The 2,617-nt window shown below is 50.5% G+C and carries 2 protein-coding genes; both read left to right on the forward strand.

Features of this window, described 5'->3' with window-relative positions; translation table 11 throughout:
• Positions 1 to 154: 154 nt before the first annotated feature.
• Entirely contained in the window at positions 155 to 1,252 is a 1,098-nt protein-coding gene (locus B2899_RS00725; RefSeq protein WP_286883279.1) for an S-layer homology domain-containing protein, read from the forward strand.
• A gap of 135 nt (positions 1,253 to 1,387) precedes the next feature.
• Positions 1,388 to 2,473 (forward strand): Ig-like domain-containing protein, encoded by a 1,086-nt coding sequence (locus B2899_RS00730; RefSeq protein ID WP_286883280.1) that lies wholly within the window; start codon positions 1,388 to 1,390, stop codon positions 2,471 to 2,473.
• The last annotated feature ends 144 nt before the right edge of the window (positions 2,474 to 2,617 follow it).

Below are 2,617 nucleotides of genomic sequence, written 5' to 3' on the forward strand. Positions count from 1 at the left end.
ATTGAAATCATTGTCTCGTTCTTCTCTCTCTTTTCCTTCATACCACAAAAGTCAGCCGCCCTTCCCACGATTTTCATGGCAGGGATTGCGGCTCATCGGCTATGGTGGTTTTGTTGACATGTTTCTGATAATTCCAACTTGGGAGGCTAAGGTTATGGAGAAAAATAGTGGATTCCGTCGGAAGCTGGCTATGTCGCTGTTAGCGGCGTCGGTTGCGCTGCCTGTGGCCGGAGTTGCAGCACCGCAGGTAAGTGCGGCAGAGCCAGCCGTAAGCGAAGAAAAGAAAGATGTTATGAAGGAGATGCTGGAGAAGCTGACGCCGGAAGAGAAGGCCGCGATTCAGCAGAAGGCGATGACCGATATGCTTGTGAATCCGGACAAGCCGCTGGAGCAGGTAGCGGAAGACGCGCTGCGTGAAACCGTTGATCCGCAGAAGTATCAGGAAATCAAAAAAGAGGTAGAGGAAGCGGATATCACCGTTGAAGACGCCATGAAAGCCAGAGACGAGGTCACCAACTCCCCGGAAACGCCTCCTGCGCAACCGGAGACACCGGAGCAACCAGAAACGCCAGAGCAGCCGGAAACACCGGAACAGTCAGAAGCTCCGAAACAACCGGAAACGCCTGCACCGTCTACGGACATACCGGCTGACCCGGAGCAAGGTACGAAGCCGACACCTAAATTTGTCGATCTGGAAAAAGCGCCGTGGGCCAAAGATGCCATCCAGACGCTTGTGGCAGAAGGAATCCTGGCCGGCGTAGCCGAAGATAAATTCGCGCCAATGGACAACGTTACCCGGGCCCAATATACGCGCCTTCTCATTCAGGCGCTTAAGCTGAATCAAAAAGTATCCAACCCGCCAAAAGCGCCATTCACAGATATTAAGCAAAACGATTGGTTTGCACTCGACGTTGCCACCGCGGCTAAGCTCGGCATTGTCAGCGGCGTCAGCAAAACCAAATTCGATCCGAACGCGCCGATTACACGCGAGCAAATGGCCGCGATGACGGCCCGCGCCATGGAAGCAGCACAGCTAATAAAGACAACGGAGCAGAAAACAGATACACTCAATCAATTTAAAGATAAAAACCGCATTGCCTCCTGGGCGCAAAAAGATGTCGCTGCCCTTACGGAACAAAAACTTCTCAATGGCATGAGCGGCGGCATGTTCGGTCCGAAAGAAAAAGCCAACCGTGCGCAAGCCGCCGTGCTGATTCACAAAGTCTATAGCTTCGCGCATGAAAACGAGTAATCAAATGCTAGCCTCACAGCCTCTATGCTGCGGGGCTTTTTATTGGTATATCACTCTTCTTCCCTCATTTCATTTAATTATGGCCCGTTTTTTTCCTTTACCAATAGATCATCATATCAAGGAGGTTTCTGCACGATGAAAAGCACACTACGCTGTCGTTTTGTCTCTTCCCTCGTCGCTATCTCTGTCGCTGTCCCGTCCGCCGCGGCATTCCTACCATCTTCCACATTGGCTGCTTCGCCCAATAGCTTAAATCCGTCGGAAATCAAGCAGGTGCAACGATACAAGGAAGCCGCTATTACTATGTTTCAGTCCCTGACTCCGGCAGAAAAAGACAAATTGCGCCAGGTGCGTGATCAAGTAACCGCAAAGCCGCTTGACTGGTGGCGCGATCAGATTCTTCAGAACCCGGAAGTTATAGAAAAACTGAAGGCTAAGGACGTAACGGTCGAAGAAGCGTCTGCCATGCTGCGTGACATGGTCGCTTTGCTGTATACGCCGGGCGATACGATAGAATCGCTGCTTACATTTAAGAAAGAGCACTACCATACCTGGACCAAAGTCTTCGGCACCGAATTCAAGCAGGAAGACCTGCTGAAGTTTGCGAAGATGATGCAAAAGCAGGTAGCGGCTGATATTATCATGGACCACATGCTGAACATCAACAGACCACTGGACGACATCATTAACAATGCAATCGCCCGCATGATGAAGCACGGCGAGTTCAAGAAGCTCGGTCAGAAACTGGCCGAAATCGGCATCACTTCAGAAGATGTGATCGCGATCCGCAAGCGGCTGGTGCGGGAATTTGACCCGAATAACGAAGTCCGCGACATTCTTATCCGCGCATTTGCTCGCAACTATGTAGACATCATCGTTCATCCGGGCAAACTGACGCCGGGCAAAGAAAAGCAGGTTACGCTGAAAGTGGACTTCCCTGGCTACTGGACAATCCGCTCGGGCATCGAGTGGGAATCCTCCAATCCGGAAGTCGCAACCATTGACGCCAAAGGCAAACTCCATGCCCACAAATCCGGCACAACCACAATATCCGTCAAAATCAAAGGCGTTGTTATCGCTCAAACCGATGTGACGATTGAACCGGAAAACAGGCATAAGCCGGATAAAGATAAAGAAAAGGATGACAAAGACAAGGGCAAAGGTAAAGATAAAGGAAACGAGAAGCAAAATGATAGAGGAAAAGAAAAGGACGAGGAGTAATACTGCGCGAAGTCAATAAAGAAAACCACCATGGCATCTCAGCCGCAACCCCGACATGAAAATCATGAGAAGAGCGGCTGACTTTTGGGGTACGAAGGGAAAGAGAGAAGAGAACGAGACCATGATTTCAATGGGGAAAAAGGC

This window comes from Aneurinibacillus sp. UBA3580 (assembly GCF_002375825.1).
Taxonomy (GTDB): domain Bacteria; phylum Bacillota; class Bacilli; order Aneurinibacillales; family Aneurinibacillaceae; genus Aneurinibacillus; species Aneurinibacillus danicus.

Bases quoted from the DNA above. Each gene is read 5' to 3' on its own strand.
- B2899_RS00725 (WP_286883279.1), top strand. From the start codon at position 155: ATGGAGAAAAATAGTGGATTCCGTCGGAAGCTGGCTATGTCGCTGTTA.
- B2899_RS00730 (WP_286883280.1), top strand. From the start codon at position 1,388: ATGAAAAGCACACTACGCTGTCGTTTTGTCTCTTCCCTCGTCGCTATC.